The organism is Polystyrenella longa (assembly GCF_007750395.1).
Classification (GTDB): domain Bacteria; phylum Planctomycetota; class Planctomycetia; order Planctomycetales; family Planctomycetaceae; genus Polystyrenella; species Polystyrenella longa.
The window spans coordinates 1,486,897-1,509,059 of sequence record NZ_CP036281.1 but is presented as its reverse complement, the minus strand read 5'-3'; the positions used below and the strand labels follow the sequence as shown (position 1 = coordinate 1,509,059).

Below are 22,163 nucleotides of genomic sequence, written 5' to 3'. Positions count from 1 at the left end.
CTTTTATTTGATTTCAAACTCTGCGAGTGAATCGCTATCGAAGCGCGCATAAAGTGATTCGATCCTGTTCAGACAGGTTTTTAAACCTCTAAATGTCTGAACTTCATTCGCTTATTTTCAGCCAGGATGGAGTCCGATGGCCCCTATGCGATCAATTCTACCTGCACTGCTTCTGACCAGCATCCTGATGACTATCTGTCTCTTGATGACGGGTTGTGCACGCACATTTAATGTTGCTTCCTCCTCGGGGGATGAATTCTCTACAGAGCGTTTACTGTCGATGGCAGAAACCTTTGAGTCTCAAGGAGATCACCAACGCGCGAACTCGCTCTACAAAGCGGTTGAGTTACGCGATCCGAGTAAGTCCTATCTTTCAGATAAGGCGGCACCCGCGAGCACATTAAAATCGGGGTTTAAAACCGGACTGAATTACACCAGCCCGCAATTGCCATCCGCTTCAGCCCCGGCATCTGCTTCAAAACTTACAACTAAAGCATCGGACGAAGTTCTCAGCAAAGCAGAATCAATCGCTGATTCAGTCATGACTGTTGAGCAGATTGAAACAGTGGACACCGAGACATTCAATCCTCTGGAAGTCCATGCCCCCTTCAATTCTTCCGAACTAGCCGAACTTGAATCGACTGAGCAGTCGTCAGAAACTCAGAGTCTGGAAGCTTTCCTGAGTAAACACCAAACTCAGGATGAGTTCAGTGAAGTTGAAATTCCGATTTTCGAATCCGAGACAAAGGCCATCTCTCAAGAAGAAAATCATGACGAGTTCGTTACTGCGGCGGGATCTGAAATGGAACGCGAAGCAAACCCGTTTGTCACGGAAGATCATTTTGCCGAGACTCAATTCAGAGCCGAGGCTGAAAACGACATCGACTTCGCAATGCCTCCGCGAACAGTCAATTACGAGGAGCTTGAAAACCCCTCAATGATCGAAAAAGACTTTTTCGAAACCCCATCGACCAAAGCCAAACCTGAAGAATCACGGATCGACTTTGCTTTGAACGAAACGAAGACTGAGCTTAAGGCTCCCATGTCGGGGAACGTTCCCGTTCAGGAACGAAAAACTCAACCTCGCCCAGTTTCAAACGAGGGTTTCATGTTGCCCAGTGTTCGTCGATAATGGGGTCCTGAGATAATGGGTTGAAGAGGAGCCGTGCAGACGAGTTATTCGTCATTGGCAACTTTGATCATTACCCGAAAAGCCTGTCCGGTACTGGCGAAAGCAAAAGCTTCTGTACTGTCCGAAAGTGAGAAGGTCTCTTCCACTAATCCAGCGAATGGGTAGGAATTGGTGTGGGCGGAGAGAAACTTAAGTGCCGTCCCTAAATCTTCCGGCGCATAGTTATGCACTCCCTGGATGGAAATCATCTTTCGGACGATTTGTTCGGGATTCATTTCGGCTGAGGTGGTGGGGAAGACGGAACCCACCAGAATAAGCTGGCCCCCAACTCGCAATAAGCGCAGGCCTTCCTGAACCAGATTGGTTGCCCCGGTCAGTTCCAGAACAACATCCGCCCCTCGCCCTTCTGTCATTTCTTTGATGGTGCTATCAAGTGGTTCTGATAGCTGGTCGGTGTGAACCAGATCGGTCGCACCAAACTTCAGTGCCCGATCAAGACGAGCCTGATCGCGGTCAATCAGGATGGCCTTTCGGGCTCCCGCTTCTTTTACCATGGCCGCAGCAGTCAGTCCCAACATACCCGCGCCCAGAATGACCACATTCCCGCCAATGACGGAATCGACTCGCCGCAGCGCCGCGGCAACGGTCGCCGTCGCGCAGTTGGCCGGACAGGCAACGGCATCGGTAAGTGCGTCCGGTATTTTAAAGAGGGAACTGTGCCGCCTCAAAATGATGTGACTCGCCAGTCCTCCGCACCAGGGGTGCAGTACGAACGATTGATGTCCATACTTCAGGAGCTGTTCACATTTCTGCGGAAGATCGCGTTGACAGAAAAAACAGTCCCCACAATGCACACACAACGACCAGGTCACTCGATCTCCCACTTTCAACCGGCTGCCATCGTAAGCACGGGCAGGTTCCTGTTCGGAAAGTGCTGCGATGCGACCAATGATTTCGTGACCCAGAATCGCAGGTGTCGCGGTTTCACGTCGACCATGATAAGTGTGCAGATCGCTACCACATAACGTGGTCGCAGAAATCGCGACCAACACTTCGCCTGGGTGCAATTCCGGCAAAGTCGCGGCCACAGACTGAAGCGGTGCGCCGACACTTTCAAATAAAATGGCGGTGGCCTGGTCGGGAGACTTTGTCACGATTTTTTTCCTGTTTTCTAATCCTGCGGCAGCAAATTGTTTAGCACGTCACTGTGCTAAATAATCACGTTACCGCCGGCTCGGGTAGCGATGCCGCGTGCCGGATCATTTTTCGTTCAAAGTAAATCAAACTGGCAATCATACAGAGAAGCGAAATCGCCGAAATCCAGATTGAGGAATTCAAGTAGAGCTTGAGATGATTGACTTCCAGGACGGTGAAGTTCCGCAGAACCATAATGAAGACATAACCCAGATAACCCGTGGCGTCCGCCAGATACATCAGGTAACCAAGGTTACTTTTTGCACGGAAGACGGCAATCATTCGTTCAAATAACGTGGTATGGAAGGCGACGTAGGGAACATACATTCCGAGTCCGCTGATCACCATAAAGGCAAATCCTCCCAACGTCTCAGACTGGTAACCCCACACGGAAAGGCAGGTCAGCATAAATCCGCCACTCATTGTAATGACTGCCGTTCGAAAGGCAGTTCGGTTGTTACGAATGAAGATGGCAGCCCCGTTGATGACTGTCACTCCCAGCATGACGAGAAACTCGGATTGAGTGAAAACCTCTGGTTGGTCTTTCTGACCGAGTCCGATCCAAATTTCTGTTGCGAAGTCATCCCGGATACTTCGAACAATGGTCAACAGGATATAGGTCAGAATCATGCAGGACAAACCGAAGGCGTAGGTGTTGAAGAACTCCCAGCGGTCCGCTTTGGTCATGGGACGACGTTCGGACCGTTGAGCGATGTCTTCGGCCTGGGGTGGAGGAATCTGTCGGAGCATCCAGACGAAGAAAAATAGTGGTAGCAGGAAGAGCATCCCTTCTACAAATGGCATCCAGAATGGGGAGAACGTCACCATTCCATAGCCCGGAATGTTTACTCCAGTGATCAACCAAACCCCGATTGATTTCACCACTCCTGAGGAGAGAATAAAGCTGGCGCACAAACCGGCATTGAGGGCCTCGGTGACGCGGCGACCTTCGAGATAACTGAGCACCAGTCCAAAGATCATTCCCAACGGTAAACCATTGAGGAACAGACACAGGAATTTGTACGGGAGCGGCACAAGGGCATACAGAAGCAGTGCTCCTTCGGCGATTCCAATCAACAGTAGAAAGGCGAGCGAGCGTCGCGTCGAAGGCATTTCGGAGATGATCTTAATTCCGACAAACTTGGAGACCATGTATCCGAAAACCTGAGAGGTCACCAACACTGTCTTCAGGCTGATTTCGAATTGTTCGTACCCTTCGTACGTCGCCGCCGTAAAAGGTTTGCGAAAAGCATACATGCAGAAATAGGCGCCAAAGGCCGCAACAATACAATAGACTGAAAATGTCGTTGGAGACGACTTCTCCAGCTTCTTCGTAATCCAGGAGGAAGACATGAATACCTGCTTTGGAACCAGTAACCGTCGACCGGAGCGGTAACCGTATATAGGAGGGGGGAGTTCTCGAGCGCAATCTGTAAAAGCTAACTTGGGCCGCGGTGAATAGCCGCGTCCCGTATTGTCAATTGTGAAGCAGTCTAGTCTGCCATTGTAAGAAATTGATGAAGTGAAGAAATGGATCCCGCAGAGGTTTCTGCGAGATCCAGCAGTAAGGTCTTCTTATTCACGACTTCTCATTCGCCACAGAGCAACTTATTCACCAGTCCCGATCGGTAACCAGGAACAAAGATACATTGCTCTGGGAATGGTCGATTGGACAAGGGCTTCCCATTGCTGCTCGATGGGTGATTTCGCTGATGTTCCCATCAAAGCCTCAGTAATCGTCGGTTCCACGTAATAGTCGATGATTCGGACTTTTTCAGGATCGAAACCCGCTTTTTCTCCGAGTGCCGTCAAAGCGTCTTCTTCATATCCGATCTGGTCCACGAGACCATTCGCCAGCGCCTGCGATGCTGTGTAAACCTGTCCTGTGGCGATGGCATCGACTTCGGCCTCGTCCAGGTCGGTTCGGTTCTCGACGATTACGCCGGTGAATAACCCCAGGGAATCGGCAATGATTGCGTCCCACAATTCTTTCTCGGCTCCTTCGAGATCTCGAAATGGGCTGGGAGAATCTTTGAATGGGCCAGACTTTATTGGTGCGGAGCGAATACCGAGCTTCTCTTCCAGACCGGTCAAATTGAATCGCGGAATAATAACACCGATGGAGCCAGTCCAAGTCGTTGGTTCGGCAAAGATTTTCGCTTCCGTTCCCGCACCCATGGCAACATAGTAACCACCCGACGCGGCATATTTTTTCATATGGACGTACATTGGTTTCTGAGCGCTGAGTTTCTTAAGCTCATGATAAATCTGATGACTATCTGGCGCGCCTCCTCCCGGGCTGTCGACCGACAGAAGAATGGCTTTTACGTTCTCATCTTCCTGAGCCTTATTGATCGACTTCAGAATATTGGTTGTATTCTTACCGAAGATAACACCGTCGACAGAAATGCGGGCCACTTTATCCGTAGCCGAAGCATCTCCATCGTGAAATCGTTCCTGGGGTTCATGGGGATCCTGAAAATACTCCTGGTACGCGGAGTACATGAACACGTTGACGATCAGCGAGATAACCAGCAGGATCTTAACCCATTTAGCTTTTCCCGGATTGTTGTTAATGACGATGGTGGATCGTCCCTCTCCCTCCGGCAGAACGATTTCCTGCCCGTCTGCTTTACTTTTCGCCATCTCGTTTCCTTTAGATCTTGTCCATAATTAAGTGTGGCGGCAACCGAACGCTAAAAGTTCTTTATAACGTGGTTTTGCGCCGCCTGAATCCGCTACGGTAAGATGTGATCCACTTCAGTTGATCAGATTTCCGCAAAACTCAAGTCTGTCGACCTGCCCTTGTGATTCTCCAATCAGCGTCCTGACTTACCAAACAGCATATATTTAGGAACCAATCCTGTTTCTTCGCGCGCTGACTTATTCTGCTGCAGCACACTGCATATCACAATAGTCAAAACAGGTCCTCTACAGACTACCGGCAAAGATTGACCACCTTGCCGATTAATCCTGTTTTTTCTCGTTCGAATCAGCAGAGGTGTCAAACCTTGTCTGACCGATACGACGATAAAAACAGTGATAGAGCGCTGATTATGTAACGTGCGCTGAGGGAGTGCAACATTGCACCCGTTTCTGTTTCAGATTCAGTCAGACAGATTGACTCTCTGAATACGTGACGCGAAACGCGATTCGAACACTGGATTTCCTACCCAAACACTCATAAACCGCATCGACGAACAGGTTCTGACCGACTTCTGTCTCGGAACCACACAGGAGTGATGAGCATGAGCTCAATTAATAGTCACCACACCAAGACCTTCGCGCTCGCCCTGAGCACCCTATCGCTGATGACTCTCTCTGCATTAGCGGCCCCTCCCCCCTCGCGGCCCAGCGTTCAAATAAGATCCTCTGCGCAACAATCTGCGGCGACCTCACAGTACAACCAGTTGCAACGGCAGCGTGGAAGCCAGGTGAACAGCAATCAGCTTCCTCAGTCACAGGTACGATCGCAGCCTCCGCAACAAATACAGCTGCGAACCCCGTTGCGAACGATGAATCAACCGGCGCGATTACTACCCGTTCTCCAGAGTCGGCTCGTCGCTGAAAGTCGTCCTGTTCGACAGTCCCGTTCTCCTTACGGAGTGATGCAGGATCAGCAGTTGCAAACAGTTGCAGGCAGTTCCCGTCCTACCGGACGTACATCAGACATTAATGCGGAGTTGCGAAAACTTTACGAAGCCGACGGACGGGAAATGCCCGACCTTCCAGCACATCGACCAGAAGCAGTTGTCACTCCACCACAGCAAAACCAATCTCCTCAAAACACGGCACAGTCGACGCAGTCTCCCTCAGCGGAACCGCAGTTCGAGTCGGTCGAGGATAGCACCTTCTATCGTCCGAATTATCTTTCCGCTGGAAAAGGAAGTCGTTCGACTTCTACCGGATCAGACTATCGACAGACGGGAACTGCGCCCGTAGAACCTCGTAAGCCGAACGCCTTCAAACGATTCTTCGGCAAACTTGGAATTGGCTCGAATGAGCAGCCACAACCGGCACCTCAAGTTACGGGTACAAACCCAGCAATACCGAACCAGCCTCCTACAAAACAGGTACAGGCTAATCAAACACAACCACGGTTACCGCAAAACACTCCCGCAACCCAGCCTGCAAATGTCGCACAGACAAAGCAGGCGGTCCCTCGCCCACAGACTCAGGCGGCGGGAAGATTGACGGTGAAACAAAATCCGTTCGAGCAGAACCTGCAGCAGCAACAGCAGACCGCTGCCACGCCAGCGAAGCGACGAATCGAATTGTCACCAGTAGAAGGCTCCACACGTAACCTCACTACCAAGTTGCCTCATCAGTCCGAAGAGGACTCCGAAGATTTTGGTGCCTTGCTGAATGACGCCTTTGCAGACGACAGTTCGGATGACGAAGCACCCGCGATGGAACCGAGCCCTTTCGGTCAGGTCGTCGTCGAAAGAGCAACCGAAACAGTTAAAAAAGAGCTTCCCGAAGAAGTTCTGGTCCAACAACCAGGACGCATCGAGATGGATCTCATGAATGCGTTTGGTGACTTCGAAGAAGAACCAATGGAAGAGTCGCTTGATCTGGAACTAGAGTCGCCTACGTTGAATGTTGCCCAACAGCAACTGAATCAGGAACGAACACCAGAAGTTTCCGCCGAGGTTCCCTTCATCGCTAACGAAGAAGAGCCAATCCGACTGGAACTGAAGGCACATGAAGGTCCAATCACTACTTCGACAGCCGCACCGATTCAGGAACCACTTGAAGCAGCGACGCAGACGGTCGATATGGAATCTCCATTCCTGATGGATTTAGAAGAGACCGAACAGGCTCCGACCCAGTCAACCGTTCAAGCCCAGCCGGCTGAACAGCGGGGCGAATACCGTCTCTCGCCAAGCGAGCCAGGTCAACTGGACGAGACACTGTTTGACGCAGCCGCCGTACCTATGAAAAAACCAGTAGCAGACTTGAACACTCGTCGCGAAAGTTTCCAGCTGGATAATGATTTCCAGGATGTCAGCAGACCGGAAGTGGCGACGGGAATCGTCGATGTTGAAAATGTGAGAGAGACTCCCGGTCTCGCCCGTTTCTGCCCGATCACTTTGCGGAACCAATTAAAACTGGTCGAAGGTCTACCCCAGTTCCGAGCCGTTTACGACACGAAAGTCTTTTGGTTCACTTCTGCCAGTGCGAAGCAGATGTTCCAACAAAACCCGGAACTTTATACTCCGGCTAACAACGGAAACGACATTGTGTTGGAAACATCCTTTGCTTACCAGACCGAAGGTTCTGCCGTCTATTCACTCTGGTATCGCGGACGTCTGTATCTGTTCGCCAGCAATAAGACGAAAGAATCTTTCCGTCGGACGCCACATGAATACCTGTCTGAGATCTATTGATAATCAAATCGTCTCTTCTCATTCTCACCTGAAGAAACGATCAATATAAATCCCTAACGAAGATTTGCCCCCGATCAGTCCTCTGGACTGGTCGGGGTATTTTTTTTTGATGCCCTGACTCAAACCAGGTGCCAAAACAAAACAAGCATTATCAGTCGCCGAAGAGGTTCCCAAATCTGCCTAGCACTGAGCCTTCTCCAGTGCTGCTGCCTCCCATCGACGGAGCGTGACGGATAATCCGGTCGGCCAGTCGCGAGAAGGGCAAACTCTGAAGCAGCACAGTTCCATGTCCGCTCATGCGGGCGAGGAACATCCCTTCCCCTCCAAAGACCATCGACTTCAATCCGCCCGACCGTTGGATGTCGTACTGAATGCCTTCAGTAAATCCGACGAGACAACCCGTGTCGACAACCAATGTCTCGCCCGCCAACTTCTTTTTGATGATCATTCCACCAGCATGAATGAAGGAGCGCCCGTCCCCTTCGAGTTTCTGCAGGATGAACCCTTCTCCCCCAAAGAACCCCGTGCCCAGTTTCTTATTAAAAGCCACGGACAATTGGGTTCCCAGGGCCGCACAGAGAAAGGCGTCTTTCTGACAGGTAAACTGACCGCCCACCTGGCTGAGTTCAAGAGGCACAATCCGACCCGGATACGGAGCGGCAAACGCGACTTTTCGTTTGTCGCGTGCCTCATTTGTGAAGTGGGTCATAAAGAGTGATTCCCCCGTCGCCATTCGGCCCGCTGCGCTGAATGCTTTGGAGAAGAAACCCTGCTGAGGTTGTGAACCGTCACCCAGACGTGCTTCGAAGGTGATACCGTCTTCCATGTAGTTCATGGCCCCCGCTTCCGCGATCACGGTTTCTCCCGGATCGAGTTCCACCTCCACGATCTGCAGGTCATCCCCAAAAATCTCATAGTCGATCTCATGACTGTTCCGCATTAGTGGCTCCTCTTACTTAGAGTTCTGTACGTTTATTGTAAAACGTATATTGCAAAACGTGTTGCGCAATTTCATCCAGACAGGGGAACGTTCGCGGGGGGCAGGCGGATCTTAAGTTTTTTCAGAACTTCAGATAGATTGGACCGTCACTTTTTCCGTAAGACGAATACAGTATCTTCTGTCTGACTATCGATTTCGATGGGATTATCGAGTTCGTAACAGAAGTCATACGTCTCTTCGATTTCAAAGCAGTCGGTCTTTTTGATCAGTTTGAGAAACTGTTCTGCCGTGTAGGTCCTGTAGATCATGTCATCGACAATGCGGAAGCCTTTTAACGGCGTGTAGACCTGGTAAGACATACCGATCTTTTCTTCACGCGTTTTGAAATCGATCCCGTCGGACCATAAGCTGGAGATGACGGTGAGATTGCCACGGCGGGCGAGCCATTCCTCGTGGTCGGTAGACTCTCCCTTGGTGGGGGTCAGATGCAAACCGATGTAGTAGATTCCTCCCTTTTTCAAGGAATCGGCCACGCAATGGAAATGGGCTTCGGCCGTTTTCTCTGTAGGCAGATGTCGGAAGCTGTTGATCATGTTGAAGGCAGCATCGTATTTCTGTTTGACTTTATAATCAGCCATATCACCCACGAACGCAGATGCGGGATACCCATGTCGCACCAATCGTTCGTTGCAGAATTTGATCGCCTTCTCGTTCAAGTCGTTACCGGCGACTTCGTACCCTTTCTGGGCAAATTTGATCAACAGTCGACCCGTGCCGCAGGCAGGCTCGAACAACCGCTGGACAGGCTTCTTCGAGTACTTCGCAAAGCAGCCCGTGAGGAAATCAAACTCAGCCTTCCAGTCGGAACCGTAGACGAGGTCGTAATAGCGGGGATAGTCGTAAATGTGACCTTCAATGATTTCCATGGTGACTTTCCGCTTTAATTTGATTTGCCGCTGAACAGACCGAGTAACTCGCGATGAATTTCCTCGAGTGACCGAATCGATTCTGTGGTTTCGTTATAGCAGTTGATCTGCGACCAGTTCCGTTCACTGACGGCCAACTCGCAGTAGACATCCCGGACGCCGGACAGGTAATTGGCATCCGCTTCCTGTAGATCGGCCGCTTTGTCTGTATAAGTCCGTTTTGATTTGCGGCTGATTAATTCCTGAGCCGCAGCGACGGGCAGGTCAAGATGCACGACGAGGTCGGGTTTGGGAAGTTGATAGATTTCAAACTCGATCTGTTTGATCCAGCTAATGAGTTCCGCTCGTTCCTCGACAGGAACTTTAGATCCCTGATGCGCAATGTTCGAAGCCACATACCGGTCGAGAATGACAAACTCACACTGAGCCAAGGCCCCTTCCAGTTTCTTTTTAGACTCGAATCGATCACCGGCATACAGCAGTGAAACGAGGAAAGGATTCACTTCGTCCAGGGCACCAAACCGGCCATTAAGAAAATCACCAATCGCACGACCGAACAAAGTCGCGTCGTATTGCGGAAAGCTGATCAACTCGGCCGAACGTCCCGTTTGACGAAATGATTCGAGCAGTAACTTCGCCTGGGTTCCTTTTCCGGAACCATCGATTCCTTCGATCGCGATAAGCACTGGGTTGGCTTTCTAATCGTGTTTTATATGCAATGTAAATCGAATAAGAGCTGTGCGACCCGGACAACTCTTCAAGATTGTCCGGGCTACCCTCGATGGTCATTATGTATTGTTATTAATTCCCGGTTGGAAAGAATCACAATTCCAGTTTCACCATCGACTCCGTTTCGGTTTCCCGCATGGGCGTGATTCGTTCGGCAGTGATACCGTCTCGGGTGGCGGAGAGGCCATTGGCGACGACAAAGTTCCCTACGTCGGCGGTTGAACCAGGTAACTCCACCGGAGCGTATCGGCGATCCGTACCACGGACCCAACCGGGACGATCCTCGCATTCCCGTTCGACGAGTACCTCGAGATTGTCTTCAACCAGTTCTTCGTAGTTCTGCAGAGCCAGGTCGCGTTCCAGATTCGCCAGTCGCTGGCACCGTTCTTTACGAACTTCGGGAGGAACCTGATCCTCAAATTTCGCGGCGGGAGTTCCCTTACGTTGACTGTAGGGGAAGACGTGTGTCTTGATGAAGCGGGCTTGTCGGCAGGATTCCATCGTCTCTTCAAACTCGGCTTCGGTCTCGCCGGGAAAACCAACAATAACATCAGTCGTGAACGACGGTTTCACCAGTCGCTCGCGCATCATTTCAATCTTGTCGAGAAACTTGGAGATGGAATAACGACGACGCATCCGACGCAAGACTGTTTCCGATCCGCTCTGTAGTGCCGGATGAAACTGTGGGCAAAGGTGTTCGCAATTGGCCGCAGCAGAGATGAATTCTTCGTTGATCTCTGGAGCTTCGATACTCGACAGTCGCATTCGCCAGTCACCCGGAATCCGGTCGAGTTCTTCAAAGAGATCCCAGATGCGATACGGCGGCAGTCCCGATTTTCCGCGCGTCGTATCGACACCGTAGTGACCGACATGAATACCGCTCAACACGATCTCCCGGTAACCATTTCCCAGCAACCGTTTGACTTCTTCGACGATATCGATGGCGGGTCGACTTCGCAAACCGGGCCGGACTGAGGGAATGATGCAGTAGGTGCAACGCAGGATGCAGCCATCCTGAACTTTCACAAACGCACGGTGGCGTCCGTCGAAGTAGCTGATGCCGTTGGGCATTTCGTTAATGCCGAGCCGGTTGAAGACATCCGGCAGTTCCCGTTTGTCGGTCACGACTTCGAAAACATTCGGAAGTGTGCTCACCATTTCGGGGTCGCGGGTGGCGTAACAGCCCATCACGATGGTTTTGGCGGCAGGGTTGTCTTTCGCCAGACGACGAATGACCTGCCGCGATTTGGAATCGCCCGTATTGGTCACCGTGCACGTATTGACCACGCAGAGATCGGCCGCTTCTTCATCGCGGGCAAGTTCGTACCCGTTCTGCAAAAGCGTTTCCTGTACGAGTTGTGTTTCGTACTGGTTCACCTTGCAACCGAGGGTCACCAGTTTGCACTTGAGCGTGGACATGACGTTGGTCTAACCTTAAAGCGGGTGACACGACTGGCTTAGCCAGCGGGGTGTTCTATCGCTCACTTATTTCGATAGTCGATGAATCAGAAAATACAACTTTACAGAGATTGTACTCGGATCATTCCTGCAAGCTGTTAATGGGTGTTGATCACTTCAGGCAGCGTGCACAAGAAACATTGGCAACGTCCTGCCTAATCCCACTGCCGGGCCAGCCAGCAGTGCCACCCGCACTGGTTCCTCACTATAATAATGCAATCGGCCTTCCGCGAGGGGAACCGCTGGACTCGGTGGGAAAATGACTGGTTTCTCCTCTATTTCCCGTCCATTTTGCCCTTATTTCGCAGGATCTTCGGCTCATGCATTCCTGGCTTCGAATACTGTTCTACTGTTGCACACCGCTCGCTCTTTCCCTGGGAGACCTGCCCGCCGTGAATGCTGACCTCACCGACGATAAATGGTTCTCTCAAGGTGTCGTGGCTGCGGACCATCCGCTGGCGGCGGAAGCGGGGCTGACCATTCTCAAACAGGGAGGCAACGCCGTAGACGCCTGCGTGGCGACCTCGTTCGCCCTCTCTGTCGTAAGACCCGGTAGCTGCGGAATCGGCGGAGGCGGGTTTATGGTCGTCTGGCTGGCCGAGGAGGAAAAAGCACTCGTCCTCGACTATCGCGAAACAGCCCCGGAACATTCCCGCAGCAATATGTTTCAGCCCGGCCCCAAGGAAAATCATCCAGACGAACTGAACCCCAGCCGCGTGGGTGGTTTGGCCGTGGGGATTCCGGGGACAGTGGCCGGGCTCTGCGAGGCTCAGCAGAAATATGGAAAACTGACGTTGCAGCAAGTCCTCGCGCCCGCGATCGAGTTGTGCAATCAGGGGATCACCGTCGATCACCACGCTCAGGCAGAACAGGCCGATCTCATCGACCTGTTTACCCGGCACGCCGGTTTGCGAACCCGATTTGAACCTCTCTGGAAAAACTACCTGAACCGGGGCATCCCCTGGACGGACAACCGCCCTTTTCATTCACCGCAAAAGGAAGTTCTGGAACTGATTGCCCAGGAAGGACCGAATGCCTTTTACACCGGCCCTGTTGCCGAAGCCATCGTTGACACCGTGCGGCGTTCTGGGGGAATAATGACGTTGGCTGATCTGAAGAACTATCAACCCGTCGAACGCCAACCGTTGCAAGGTGAATTTCAAAACCACACCGTCTACACGATGCCTCCCCCCTCCAGCGGTGGAATTGTCATTCTGCAAATTCTGGGAACGCTCGAAGCGTATGCTCAATTGCATCCGGAAGGTTGGAAACAGTTCGCCAGCATAGAGGACCCCCTCTTCCTGCATCTGTTGGTGGAAGCGAGTAAACATGCCTTCGCCGACCGTGCCCGATTCCTGGGAGATACCGACTTTGTCGATGTTCCGCTCGACGATCTGCTTTCAACAGAACGCTTGCAGAACCGGGCGAAGTCGATCCTCATGAACGGCACGAAACCGCTCGAATCTTATGGTTCGTTTCTTCCTGTCGAAGATGCGGGGACGAGTCACATTTCGATCATGGATCAATGGGGAAACGCAGTCGCCTGTACGGAAACAGTGAATACGCAGTTCGGCAGCCTGGTCGTGGTGCCGGAGTATGGCATTGTGCTGAATAACGAGATGGACGACTTCGCCGCCGTGCCCGGGGTCCCGAATGCGTTCGGTTTAATTCAAAGCGCGGCCAACAGTATTGAGCCGGGTAAAAAACCGCTGTCGAGTATGTCTCCCACGATCATGGTGAAAGAGGGCAAGGCCGTTCTGGCCGTCGGTGGCTCGGGCGGTCCCCGCATCATCAGCGGCACCTGGCAAGTCATTCTGCACCGAGTCCTCTGGGACGAACCGATCAAACAAGCGGTCAGTTCCCCGCGCCTGCATCATCAATGGATCCCCAACACGCTCTACCTGGAACCAACCCTCTTCACCGAACACGCCGCGTCGCTCTTGACCCTCGGTCACGATGTAAAGATACGAGACATCATCACCGCCGTACAAGCAACGGTGAGAACGGAAGAAGGCATGCGCGGAGTGAATGATCCCAGGAAGTCAGAAGAAGTGGACGGGGTTGGGTTTTGATATAAGTGAGTTTATTCAACGGACACGTTTTCGAGCATTGAATAACTCGCTGTTTTCATAGAATTATTACGAGATTCACGTCTATGTCTGAGTTTAATGATCCGTTTCGAGAAAAATACGGCGAGACGGTAATTTTCCGACCTTCGATGACGACAATACTCGAACTACGACGCAAAACTGGCCAATGGCTAAGGGCTAGGTATCCGCCAGGAGAGTATTCGTCCAAGGATGATATCAACAACATTTTAAACGACTATGTCCAACACCATTTCAAGAACATTCTATCAATAATAGATAATTGTTCATCGTACGAAACGTTGATTTTCTTTCTTGAGCAATACGAAAAGACAGCGAATATTAGTTCAAATCAAAGAGATGATAGGCTTACCACTGAAGAGTCTCTTCTTTGGAGTAAACATGGACCAATAATCCGAAAATCCCTGCGGTTCTTATGCGATACGATCGTCATAAGAAATCAACCGAATCGTTCCACGCAGATCTCAGTATCAGAACTTCAACTAGAAGAACTGATTATTCATTCGGAAGAAGCGATTAGACTTTCAGTAGGCAGTGACGCCACTTATCACAATGAAGAAGGTGACATTCAAATTAAAATACTTCATCCAGAACGAGACGCTATCTACTCAATACGTTTTGAGCAAAGTACAAATGTCAGCGAATACGAGAACAGGATTCACGCTGCCGTAAATGAATTTCAGAAACACCCTGATATTCACAAAATTTTCCGAAGTGCCAAAAACGTGGAAGTATACTTGGATGATAAGTTTAAACAAGTTAGAGGATTCACTCTTTCCGATGTCTTCAAGCTATTTGAATTGCTAATTCTTAAAAGCCAGAGAACCGGCGAGACTATTCAATCATTCGAAAGAGATCGTCTAGTAGAAGTGATTGGCGAGTTACTCAGCTTAAGCTCAAACCAAGTCAACATTCTTCTCAGAGGACTCACAATTAGCGAGTGTACTCTTGGGGACGCTCCAAATTATCCTTGGGATCATAGGCGTCATAACAAACTCCACGGCAAACCATTTTATGAAATCAATCAAGCCAATAGTAATAGAATTGTCACATTCTCTACGGAGCGTTTGAAAGAATGTCATTTTGAACTTTTCTCAATGTTACGAGAGTCAAAATTGCCTGCAGAATGGTTCACTAGAGAATTAAATAATTCGGTTCAGAAATATTCACAAGCGATTTCAAAAGACTTCGAGAACTACATAGTCGAAGAACTCCGCAACCTTCATGCCCCTAAAATATTTTGCTCAAGATTCAGCAAAAAAATTGGCAGTCAAAATCGTTATTTCCGAATTCCAAATCAAATCGGGGACCTAGATATTCTTGCGTATCTACCGCACGAAGAACTATTAGTGATAGGTGAATGCAAAGTCTCAAAGGTACCAAATGATCCGAGGACTTTTGATTCGGAATTAAGAAAGTTTCACGACTATCAACATCAGCTCAATCGAAAATTGGAATGGTGCAAGCAAAACATAAGTAATATCGAGCAATATCTTTGGTTGAACGAACACTTTCCTAATGATATCCGCATTAAATTCGTTTCACCGATTCTCATCACATACTATCCGTCTTTTGCGACAGCACATGTAAATGGCTTTCAATGCGTATCTATTACAGAGCTACTTTCAGGCCTCGTCGCAAAACAAGGTTGGGCATTCCCCCCTATCCTTCCAATAATAGAATAATAAAATTGAAATACCCCCTCCTCCTAAAACCTCGCCTGGCGTTGCACCAGATATTCCATCAGCGCCCGGTCGAAGGGCATGGATGTATCGAGGGGGAGATAGTCGGCACCCATTGCCTGGCATTCTTTTTTGAAGTGGGCGCGGAATTCTTCGACCGATTCCAGGTAGTCGGTTTTGATGCCTTCAGCGTCGACGTTCATGCTGTCGGTCGATTCCGGGTCTTCGAAGATGACGTTGCCGGTGAACGGGAATGTGACTTCGGCTTCATCGAGTACATGAAATAGGATGACATCGTGACCGGCGTAGCGTAAGAGGTGCAGGTTCTTGATGACGTCGTCGGCGTCGGTCAATAAGTCGGTGAAGATCATGATCAACGATTTATGTTTGATCATCGAGGCAACCCGCTTAATGTTCTTGCCCAGCTCGGTTGTCCCCTGAGGTTTGAGCTGTGCCAGCAGCGCAAGAATGTTACCCAGATGCGAGCGGCGACTTTTAGCGGGGAGCGATTTTCCGATCTCGTCACTGAACGTGATGAGCCCAACCGGGTCCTGCTGGTGAATCATCAGATAACTGAGCGCGGCGGCGAGGCAAATGCAGTACTCGAACTTGTTCAATTCCTGCCGGTAGGTGTAGCCCATACTCTCGGAGAGGTCCATCAACAGATAACCGGTGATGTTCGTCTCGGCCTGATACTTCTTGATGTAATACCGGTCGGTTCGTGCGAAGACGAGCCAGTCGATATCCTTGATGTCATCCCCCTGCACATACCGGCGATGCTCGCTGAACTCGACGCTGAACCCATGATAGGGCGACGCGTGTAATCCGCTGAGAAACCCTTCCACGATAAACTTCGCCCGGAGATCAAGCCGGGAAACAGTCTGGATGACTTCCGGTTTCAGATATTTTTCGGCCTGGGACATTATTCCGACCATTCATATTGAGTTGAACCACCAAGGCACAAAGACACCAAGGTTTTTTTAAAGGGCGGCCCAGACAATCTCGGAGAGTTGTCTGGGTTGCGTAGCAACACTAAGCGTTGAATAATTCCTTCAATCAGAGACGCTCGCGATTATTTCGCTACCTATCGTTGTCTATCCTTTGTGCCTTCGTGCCTTTGTGTTGAAAGAAAACATCGTAGCTTGCCTGCCCCAAATGCTTCCCAATCCTTTTTTGTGTTTTATGAACTCGAGTTTAAAACTCGCTTATGACTTTTCGTATTTGGGAATATTGGGTTCGGGGACTTCTTCAACGAGGCGGTGGATGACGTCGTCGGTGGTCATCCCTTCGGCCTGGGCCTGAAAGTTGGTGGAGATGCGATGGCGTAGAGCAGGAATCGCCACTTTACGGACATCTTCCATAGCGACGGACGGGCGACCGTCCATGGCGGCCTGGGCTTTGGCTCCGGCGATCAGATACTGCCCTGCCCTGGGACCCGCTCCCCAGTCGACAAGTTCTTTGACAAACTTGGGAGAGGTTTCATCACCGGGACGGGTGGCACGGACGAGCCGCGCGACGTATTTAATCGTCAGGGGCGAACATTCAATCATGCCGATTTGCTTTTGCAGATACATGATCGCTTTGGAAGAGAGAACTTTGCGAATCTCGTGCGTCTTGCCGCTGGTGGTCGACGTCAGGATTTGCTCTTCTTCTTCCTGATTGGGGTAGTCGACTTTGATGTTAAACATAAATCGGTCGAGCTGGGCTTCGGGAAGCGGGTAGGTTCCCTCTTGTTCGATCGGGTTCTGAGTGGCGATGACGAAGAAGGGTTCGGGAAGATCGAACGTCGTCTGTCCGGCAGTCACTTCATGCTCCTGCATCGCCTGCAGCAGCGCGGCCTGTGTCTTCGGTGGTGTTCGGTTGATTTCGTCCGCGAGCAGAATGTTGGTGAAGACAGGACCTTTGACAAACCGAAACTCGCGGCGGCCATCTTCGTTCTCTTCGAGCACGTTCGTACCGGTGATGTCGGACGGCATCAGGTCCGGCGTAAACTGAATCCGGTGGAATTCGACGTCGAGAATCCGGGCAATGGTACTAACGACCAACGTCTTCGCCAGACCCGGCACCCCGACCAACAGGCAGTGCCCGCCCGTGAAAATCGCGGAGAGGATCTGATCGATCACCTCATTCTGACCAATGATGACCTTGGCCAGCTCGCGCTTCATCAGGTCGTGGTGGGCATGAAACTTTTCCAGGAACTCATCGAAATCTCGTGGATCGCTACTCAAAGTTCTGCTTTTCTACAAAAATCTCAACTCCCGGAGGCGTGTCCGTTCGACTTACAAAATATTGACAAGTCGAAAATGGTCACGGTCAGAAATTGAGAGGGCTGCTAATCGGAAGTGAGACTGGGAAAAGAGTGATCCCGAACAGGTGTACGGAGGCGTAGTCATTCTAGACAAGAGTCGTGCCGGGTTCAATCAGAGTGAGAATTTGATCAGAGATAGATGGAGGCAGCGAACTATTCTTCTTCCTCATCCGGGGATTTCTGCACCCGCGGAAAACCACGCCAATCGGCAGCCAGGATGTCCGTCAGCTGAGCTTCTGTCAGCACTTCCTGAGGAACACAAATCAATTCGGTGGGGTCAATGATATCGGCTTCTCGAGCGATGAGTGCTTTCTCGAGTTCGGTTTCCAACTTCATTAACCAACTGGGAGCTTCGGTTCCGGCCCCTTGTGTGTCTTCCATGTACGCTTCGATTTCGTTGATAAGCGCGGTACTGGCAGACCCCGATTGCTGCTGGTCCATCCCTTCATCCAGCGCCTGTTCTACTCGCGCTAACATTCGATTTACTGCCAGAGGTTTGATGAACCGCTGATTGAGTCGTTCTTCTATCGCCAGCAGCTTGACGGCATACTTCTCTTCCAGTTCCTGAAGAGCGTTAACGTATTCGTCGGCGACATCAACCGTCTTTTCCTGAATCTGTTGTTCCCAGAGGAGCGCGTCTTCCGACATTCGCATATCAGTCAGGACCCGGTGAGCGATCCGCTCGGGCATCAGGTTCCAGGCAGTGCGGTCGTAGTCCGATTCCAGAATGAGAAAACTGAGCAGGACGTAAATCATCTCACCATAATCGGATTGGGTCGTCGTGGTGTTGTAATCGATGAAGCGATCATACTTGTCGACGATGGAACTGTAGATGAGTTCGAGAGCGTCGACCGCTTTATCCCGTTCGATTTTGCCGTTCTCAATATCGGCGAGCAGCTTAAAGGGCTGCATCGGTTCTTCGATTTCTTTGAGGTAATCGAGTAGCGGCTCGACCCCTTGATTGAGAATCGTCCGCAGCGAACCGATCGCTAATTGAGTCGAATGGAAAAGCTCGTGTCCGTATTCAATCACGAACGATTTGACCAGTTCCCAGTCATCCGGATTGCGCAGACGTTCTGCTGCCGACAGCCGCATCTTGCTGGATTGTTCCATCCAGAGACGTGCGAACTGCTGCACAATCATATTGAGGTAGTTATTCAGAATCCGGGAAGGGGTTTCCTGCTCGTCTGGTTTAAGATTGGCCACCCAATCCTGATACGACCCCACCACACAACGCACGACTCCCTGCAGGCCCAGCCGGAAAAGCTGATCGAATTCGGTGATGACTGTCCCCGTATGTCGGGTTTCAATCCGTTCGCGTTGAAGAGCGTATTCCAGAACTTCGTAGGTTTCCTGAATCATTCCCAACCGGGGGAGTTGCGTCAGCAGGAAACGCAGAATCGTCTGTAAAGTCCGTGCCTCGCGGAGTTGTTTGGGTTGTCCACCGGCATCGTAAGGAACGTATAACAATTGAAACCGTCGCATTTCGGTCAGCAAGATCACCATCTGCTGACGGATCATCGGTTTGTCCCGCACAAAGATGGCGCGGCAAAGTTTGATTAGGCTTTGTTCATACCGGGCCAGGTCGCCGGGCATTTTCCGTTTTGGAAGACAACTCAGCAGCAACCATTCGGCTTTACGTGTTTCGAGATGGGTCTCTGTTAAGAGATATTGCAGGTACGACTTACTTTGAACTTCGATGTCGTATTCGATGTTCGCGTCCTGATCGCCCCCCATCGATTCAATACTGTATTCGGAGATGGCATCCAGCAGTGCTCGCAAACCTTTGCGGAGATGTTGAGTCTGCTTGTACCAACCTTCCAGACTGGCGACCAACTTGTCGCGCTCCTCTTTTTTGCCCGCCTGCTTTTTACGAACAAGATCGTCAGCGATCTCTACCGCCACGATCTGCCACATGCGAACAAGAACCATCATGAACTTAAGTCGCGGCTCCAGCATTCGCGCGATCAGTTCGAACTCGGTGTTCTCTCGACCGTAACCTTCGTCCATCGTATCGCTGAAATTACCATCGTCAGTGGTATCGCGATAAACCATGTCGTCGTAAGCGGCAGAAAACAGCTCGTCTTCTTCGTCCGGTTCCCAGTCGTCTTCGTCGAAATCGCCCTCCCCTTCGTAAAGTTCGTTTTCCAACTCGTCGAGATCGATCGAAGGAAAATCGGTCACTTCGCTCAGGTCGGGAACATTCCAGAAATCGCCGGCGTTAATTTCGAGGTAATCGAAAAAGCGAGAAAGATTGTTCCAGCGTTCCGCGCGGGTTCCCTTTTTATCCATCATCAGGCGCAGCACTCGAAGCAACATGGAATGAAAAGAATGCGGCGGAGCTTCGATTCCCACTTCTTCTGACTGGCTGAGCCATTGCATCAGCAGCCCGAGAGCAGCTGTCTGATCTTTTCGTTCCAGCAGTTGTTCCACGACAATCGCAAAGCTGCGGGCAGATTCGAACTTTTCGATCTGGTCGCGCCAGAAAACGATATCGCCCGCCACCTCTCCATTGGTGCGCCATTTCTGGAGGACTTCGGAGACTTGCCGGGCCGCTTTCCAACTGGTCGCACCAGCGACAGCGGGAACATCTTCGACTACATGCGTCGCGTAACGATCCCAGCGTTCCGCCGATTGTTGGTATTGAACCGAAAACCCTTCAAGGAGATCGTCTTCCCCTTCCGCCGCCGCAATACTCATGGCGCGGGTATATAAAGAGAAGAGTTGCTCCGTCAGATCAACCAGAACTTCCGCACGATGGTCCGGGAGGGCATCTTCGCGTGACTGGAAAAGTGGGAACTGGGCCTGAAACGCCAGAATGTTCCAGGGATCGATCAATGCGCCGCAGCGAATGCCTCGTTTAATCAAATCTTCGGCTTCGCGAAGAGAGGTTCTCACTTCTTCCAGGTTTTTCTGATCGAGCAACAGTTGCCCGCGGGTCATCAGGCATTGCAGTTTTGATTCAAACCGGGCACTGGGGGCGGGCATCGCTTCCGCGTGTTGTCGACTTGCCTCTTCCATTCCCAGTTTGGCGAAGAAATGCGCCAACTGTCGATGTTGCACCTGTTGAGCCGCGTATCGCGACAAACTCAGATTGATAAATTGTCGGACATGTCCGAATGGTTGTTGGGTCTGCGTTAACACTGAGACCAACCGCTGTTGGCGATCGCCCGAGCATTGTTTCATGATGGCGTCGTAGTACGCGTCGCGCTGGCGGGCAATCATCGGCATTAATGTGGAGAGCGACACTGACGAATCGTGTGTGCCGGGGCCAGCTCCACTGATCGAGGTCGCCATCAGGATGGTCCCGCATAGAACGGCAGAAGCATCATGCAGAGCTTCCTTGTAACCAATCACGGGGGTGGTCTCTTCGATCCAGAAGAGCATTGTATCGAGAATGATCTTCCGCAGCACGAAACGAGTGTAATAGCCACCCGTATTGACCAGATTCGGGTCCCACTCACCAAAGGGATAATTTGTTCGTTTATTTACGGGATGCAGCGAGTCATACGCTCGCATATCGAGCGACAGCTCTTCCAGCTTATCCAATTCGAAATACGAATTATGCAGGATATTTTCTGGAATCTGATGAAAGAACTCTAGAGCGGTTTCAATCAGATGTTCGTAGGAACCAGCAGCGCAACCAACATCTTTCAGGAAGAGAGGCAATGGCCGTTGCCACTCATGTCGATACGGTTGCATCTTGCGTTCATTCTCAAGCAGCGCAACCGGCCGGTATCCGACATAATCGTTGATCTCTTCAACTGAGCGGGAAATGATTCGGTCCGTTTCGTCCCACGGCCCTTCCTGCTTAAGCAGCATGTTGAAGATACAGACCAGAAAGAGTGGCTCCTGAAACTCTTCTTCGGCGACATGAGCGAGTAAATCGCCGTGAAATTCGCGATAGGCGGGAATGAACAACTCGAAGCCCATCTTCAAGACCGCTTCGGCCTGCTGGCTTTTCGCGAAGGTTTCGGATGTTTTTTTCAACTCCGTGAGGGCTTCACTCAGTTCCTGAAAGACAGCCTCCCATTCATTCTTCTCGGTGCATTCAAGGAAGAGTTCGTTCAGTCGTATCGCAAACTGGGGAACGTAGGCACCACTGGAAAAGTTTAAATATCCCAGGACCTCTTCGATTTTCAATTTTCGATCGGCGGACAACGACAAAACTCTTCCTTTTTATTTACTGGTCTCCATCTGCTTGAAGACCTTAAATTCAAACAACGTGTTAGCCGCTCAGGTAATTTTCACTTAGAAAATAAACGGCACTCAAACCTGCTTAGCGGGCAAAAATAA

Annotated in this window: 14 protein-coding genes; 4 read left to right on the top strand and 10 right to left on the bottom strand. The window is 50.8% G+C overall.

Translation table 11 applies throughout. The annotated features are described in order from the left end of the window. The first annotated feature begins 136 nt into the window (after positions 1-136). Positions 137-1,132, top strand: coding sequence for an outer membrane protein assembly factor BamD (locus tag Pla110_RS05650; RefSeq protein ID WP_144994085.1), 996 nt, complete (start codon positions 137-139; stop codon positions 1,130-1,132). Between the two features lie 44 nt (positions 1,133-1,176). Here Pla110_RS05650 and Pla110_RS05645 read toward each other — a convergent pair whose 3' ends face one another. The 3 genes from Pla110_RS05645 to sppA form a co-directional block, all read right to left on the bottom strand. After that, positions 1,177-2,286: a zinc-binding dehydrogenase gene (locus Pla110_RS05645; RefSeq protein ID WP_197440529.1), complete on the bottom strand. Its 1,110-nt coding sequence runs from the start codon at positions 2,284-2,286 to the stop codon at positions 1,177-1,179. A 64-nt stretch (positions 2,287-2,350) separates the two neighbouring features. Then, positions 2,351-3,679, bottom strand: a complete 1,329-nt coding sequence (locus tag Pla110_RS05640; protein WP_144994081.1) for a DUF5690 family protein — start codon at positions 3,677-3,679, stop codon at positions 2,351-2,353. A 255-nt stretch (positions 3,680-3,934) separates the two neighbouring features. Then, positions 3,935-4,972: a signal peptide peptidase SppA gene (gene sppA, locus Pla110_RS05635; RefSeq protein WP_144994079.1), complete on the bottom strand. Its 1,038-nt coding sequence runs from the start codon at positions 4,970-4,972 to the stop codon at positions 3,935-3,937. A gap of 602 nt (positions 4,973-5,574) precedes the next feature. Here sppA and Pla110_RS05630 point away from each other — a divergent pair. Next, positions 5,575-7,716, top strand: a complete 2,142-nt coding sequence (locus tag Pla110_RS05630; RefSeq protein ID WP_144994077.1) for a hypothetical protein — start codon at positions 5,575-5,577, stop codon at positions 7,714-7,716. 151 nt (positions 7,717-7,867) lie between these two features. On the opposite strand, the gene Pla110_RS05625 is transcribed toward Pla110_RS05630, so the two are convergent. The 4 genes from Pla110_RS05625 to mtaB form a co-directional block, all read right to left on the bottom strand. Next, on the bottom strand, positions 7,868-8,656 hold the full coding sequence (locus Pla110_RS05625; protein ID WP_144994075.1) for a TIGR00266 family protein: 789 nt from the start codon (positions 8,654-8,656) through the stop codon (positions 7,868-7,870). 146 nt (positions 8,657-8,802) lie between these two features. Beyond that, positions 8,803-9,582, bottom strand: a complete 780-nt coding sequence (locus Pla110_RS05620) for a class I SAM-dependent methyltransferase (RefSeq protein ID WP_144994073.1) — start codon at positions 9,580-9,582, stop codon at positions 8,803-8,805. A 14-nt stretch (positions 9,583-9,596) separates the two neighbouring features. Beyond that, entirely contained in the window at positions 9,597-10,268 is a 672-nt protein-coding gene (tmk, locus tag Pla110_RS05615; protein ID WP_144994071.1) for a dTMP kinase, read from the bottom strand. 136 nt (positions 10,269-10,404) lie between these two features. Then, positions 10,405-11,730, bottom strand: coding sequence for a tRNA (N(6)-L-threonylcarbamoyladenosine(37)-C(2))-methylthiotransferase MtaB (mtaB, locus tag Pla110_RS05610; protein WP_144994069.1), 1,326 nt, complete (start codon positions 11,728-11,730; stop codon positions 10,405-10,407). Positions 11,731-12,089: 359 nt separating this feature from the next. Between mtaB and ggt the strand changes: the two genes are divergently transcribed. Further along, positions 12,090-13,841, top strand: a complete 1,752-nt coding sequence (ggt, locus tag Pla110_RS05605) for a gamma-glutamyltransferase (RefSeq protein ID WP_144994067.1) — start codon at positions 12,090-12,092, stop codon at positions 13,839-13,841. 83 nt (positions 13,842-13,924) lie between these two features. Beyond that, positions 13,925-15,562 carry a hypothetical protein gene (locus Pla110_RS05600; protein ID WP_144994065.1) on the top strand — a complete coding sequence of 546 codons (1,638 nt, stop codon included), beginning with the start codon at positions 13,925-13,927 and terminating at the stop codon, positions 15,560-15,562. A 23-nt stretch (positions 15,563-15,585) separates the two neighbouring features. On the opposite strand, the gene Pla110_RS05595 is transcribed toward Pla110_RS05600, so the two are convergent. The 3 genes from Pla110_RS05595 to Pla110_RS05585 all read right to left on the bottom strand — a co-directional run bounded on the left by Pla110_RS05595 (position 15,586) and on the right by Pla110_RS05585 (position 22,028). Further along, entirely contained in the window at positions 15,586-16,482 is an 897-nt protein-coding gene (locus tag Pla110_RS05595; RefSeq protein WP_144994063.1) for a DUF58 domain-containing protein, read from the bottom strand. A 282-nt stretch (positions 16,483-16,764) separates the two neighbouring features. Then, on the bottom strand, positions 16,765-17,724 hold the full coding sequence (locus Pla110_RS05590; RefSeq protein ID WP_144999601.1) for an AAA family ATPase: 960 nt from the start codon (positions 17,722-17,724) through the stop codon (positions 16,765-16,767). A 296-nt stretch (positions 17,725-18,020) separates the two neighbouring features. Next, complete coding sequence (locus Pla110_RS05585; protein WP_144994061.1) at positions 18,021-22,028, bottom strand: hypothetical protein; 4,008 nt, start codon at positions 22,026-22,028, stop codon at positions 18,021-18,023. Positions 22,029-22,163: the final 135 nt, after the last annotated feature.